This is a genomic window from Gemmatimonas sp., assembly GCF_044376735.1.
Classification (GTDB): Bacteria; Gemmatimonadota; Gemmatimonadetes; order Gemmatimonadales; family Gemmatimonadaceae; genus Gemmatimonas.
The window spans coordinates 1-2,739 of sequence record NZ_JBILKJ010000271.1 but is presented as its reverse complement, the minus strand read 5'-3'; the positions used below and the strand labels follow the sequence as shown (position 1 = coordinate 2,739).

The window sequence follows — 2,739 nt, the reverse complement described above, 5'->3', positions numbered from 1 at the left end:
GAGATCTTCTTGTTGCGGATCGAATTCCCGTTGCAATCGAAGGCGGTGCCCACGATGGACGAGGAGCCGTTTACCGGAAGCGACAGGGTGGCCGGTGCCACCGAGATCGTGCACGCGTCGGCAATGACCTTGAGATCGAGACAACCCGCGAGCCCGATCAAGGCAATCGCGGTCGCGAGCGCGCGTCGCGTGGCGGTCAGCGTCGCGCGGATGTTCGCATTGGGGGCAGAGACCCGCATGCAGGTCCGTCCTGTCAACAAAAGTGAATGGGCTATCCGGAAGGGCCTCCCGGGCAGCAACGTCCAACTAGGACGCATGGTTGGTACCAGCCGTAACCGTTACATGGCAGGAACCGTTCGCGCTCTGGACAAGCTGTCCGGTCGGTCACGTGTCGGCAAGCGACGTCGTGAGCTGTTGCATGAGTGTAGCCAGAACGGTATCCGGCAACGTCCAGCCCGCGCTTCTACCCGGATCCACCGTGCCAGTGCCATGGACGGAGCCATTGGCGGAGCCACTGGCACGCACGCTGCCGTCACGGTCGCGGGCACGAACCATCCGCGTCAGTAGCGAGGCGATCGGGGCTCCGTGCAACTTACCCCCGCCCATGACGACACCAGTTGACCTTGCCACCAAGCCCCCCGTCGCCCCACCCGGTTCGTGGACCGCGGCGGCGAGCTGGATTCTCGCCGCGGCGGTGCTGCGGGCGGCCCTGTCGGGGCTCGTTCCGCTGCTGCCCGATGAGACCTACTACTGGGAGTGGTCGCGCCGACTCGCGGCAGGCTATTTCGACCATCCGCCGGGCATCGCCCTGCTGATTGCGGCGGGCACCCGCCTGCTTGGCCCTACGACCATGGGGGTCCGTGCCGGTCCGGCGATCGTGGCGGTGCTGATGCACGTGGCGTCGGTTGTGTGCGCCTGGCAACTGGCCGGGCGAGGTCCCTCCGGACGCCGCGCGGCGACGCGGGCCGCCATGCTGGTGACGCTGATACCGATCGCCTCGCTCGGGCTCGTGCTGGCCACGCCGGATGCGGTGCTGTTCGTCAGCGCGATGTTCGCCTTACTTGGTGTGGAGCGGGCCCTGGCCTCGCCGCTGCGTTCGTGGCGCAGCCTCGGTTGGTGGACGGTCGCGGGGATCGGCTTGGGCGCGGCGTTCGTGGCGAAGTACACGGCCGTCCTGCTGCCGATGGGATTGGTGATCGCCTGCGTCGCACACCCGGCGCTGCGCAAACGGTTCGCCGAGCCGGGGCCGTGGCTTGCCTCGGTCATCGCGCTGGGGCTCTTCGCGCCGGTGGTGGTATGGAACGCACAACACGACTGGGTGTCGTTCCGATTCCAGTTGGGGCATGGCTTCTCGCCGAGCTCGCGTGGACATCCGCTGTCGCGTGAGCTCGAGATGCTGGGCGGGCAAATCGGACTGGCCTCGCCGATTCTGTTCCTGTTGATGGCCGGTGCCGTATGGTTCGCCCTGCGCGACGGCTGGCGCATGCGCCGCGATCTGGAGCCCGCCGACCCGATGACGCGCCGGTTTGCGTTGGCCGTGATTTCGGTGGCCCCGCTGGCCTTCTTCGCGGTGAGCGCGTGGCGTCGTCCGGTGGAAGCGAATTGGCCAGCGATGATGTATCCGAGCGCGATCCTGTTGCTGGCCGCCAACGGCCAGCCGTGGTCGTACGGACGATGGTGGCATCGCGGCCAGGCGTTCGCCGCCATCCTGCTGGCGATCGTGGCATGGCAGGCGGCCACTCCGATCCTGCCGATCCCGCCGCGCAAGGATCCGATTGCCCGCGCGCACGGGTGGGACACGCTGGCCGCCGCCGTCGATCACAGTCGGCAGAGCGATTTTCTGACGGGCACGGTGAAGCGGTGGGTGGCCACCGATCGCTATCAGGACGCGTCGGAGCTGGCCTTTCACCTCCCCGATCAGCCCACGGTGTTCGCGCTGAATCTTGGTGGCCGCACGAGTCAGTACGACATCTGGCCGAACGCGTACGACCGGATCCGCCCGGGCGACGGTCTCGTGGCCGCGTTCGATGCGGACGCCAAGGGCGACTCGCTGGCCGGTGTGGTGGGCGCGTGGTTCGCCGAATCGCAGCGGGGCGTCACCGTGCCCCTGCGCCGTGGCGATGGCATCATCACCGAGCGACGCATCTGGCTGTATCGCATCGCGCGCAACGTGCCGACGCGGCCATGAATGCAGCGCTGTCCATGCCGATGCTGCTCGCCGTCGCGGCCGGCGGTGCGACGGGTTCTGTTGCACGCTACGTCCTCGGTACGCTGCTGCTGCGCGTCGGCAGCGGGTTCCCGGTGTCGACGTTGCTGATCAATGTGTCGGGCAGCTTTCTCATTGGCTTGTTGGCGCGCCTGTTCGACGCGCCCGACCAGAATCAGGTGCTGCGCGCGGCGCTCACCGTCGGCATCTGTGGTGGATTCACCACCTTCTCCACCTTCAGCGCTGAAACGGTCACGCTGTTGCAGCAGGGGAAAGCCGGGCGCGCCGCGCTGTACGTCACGGTCAGCCTCGTCCTCGGTGTGTTGGCTACATTCGCCGGGCTCGCGGTTGGCCGCACGGCGCGGTAGTGGCGGTTCACCACGCCGGCTCTGCCCGTGTCCGTTGTCATCCATGCCGACCTGTCGCCGCCATCCACGCACACGCTGAGCACCACTCATGACTGCTCCCACGATTCCCGCCGATCTCGCCGCCTGGTGCACCGCCAACGATGCGCGCGCGCAGGAGGAACTGTT

Annotated in this window: 3 protein-coding genes; 2 read left to right on the top strand and 1 reads right to left on the bottom strand. The window is 67.6% G+C overall.

Annotation, left to right across the window (positions count from 1 at the left end):
- On the bottom strand, nucleotides 1-239 hold a 239-nt coding region (locus ACIRA7_RS16530; protein ID WP_396221928.1), incomplete at its 3' end, for a hypothetical protein.
- 365 nt (nucleotides 240-604) lie between these two features.
- On the opposite strand from ACIRA7_RS16530, the gene ACIRA7_RS16525 reads away from it, so the two are divergent.
- Nucleotides 605-2,188: a glycosyltransferase family 39 protein gene (locus ACIRA7_RS16525; RefSeq protein ID WP_396221927.1), complete on the top strand. Its 1,584-nt coding sequence runs from the start codon at nucleotides 605-607 to the stop codon at nucleotides 2,186-2,188.
- Nucleotides 2,185-2,574, top strand: coding sequence for a fluoride efflux transporter CrcB (gene crcB / locus ACIRA7_RS16520; RefSeq protein ID WP_396221926.1), 390 nt, complete (start codon nucleotides 2,185-2,187; stop codon nucleotides 2,572-2,574). The genes ACIRA7_RS16525 and crcB overlap by 4 nt, the downstream gene beginning before the upstream one ends.
- The last annotated feature ends 165 nt before the right edge of the window (nucleotides 2,575-2,739 follow it).

Excerpts from the sequence above, each read along its gene's own strand:
- ACIRA7_RS16525 (WP_396221927.1), top strand. The coding sequence starts at position 605 with ATGACGACACCAGTTGACCTTGCCACCAAGCCCCCCGTCGCCCCACCC.
- crcB (WP_396221926.1), top strand. The coding sequence starts at position 2,185 with ATGAATGCAGCGCTGTCCATGCCGATGCTGCTCGCCGTCGCGGCCGGC.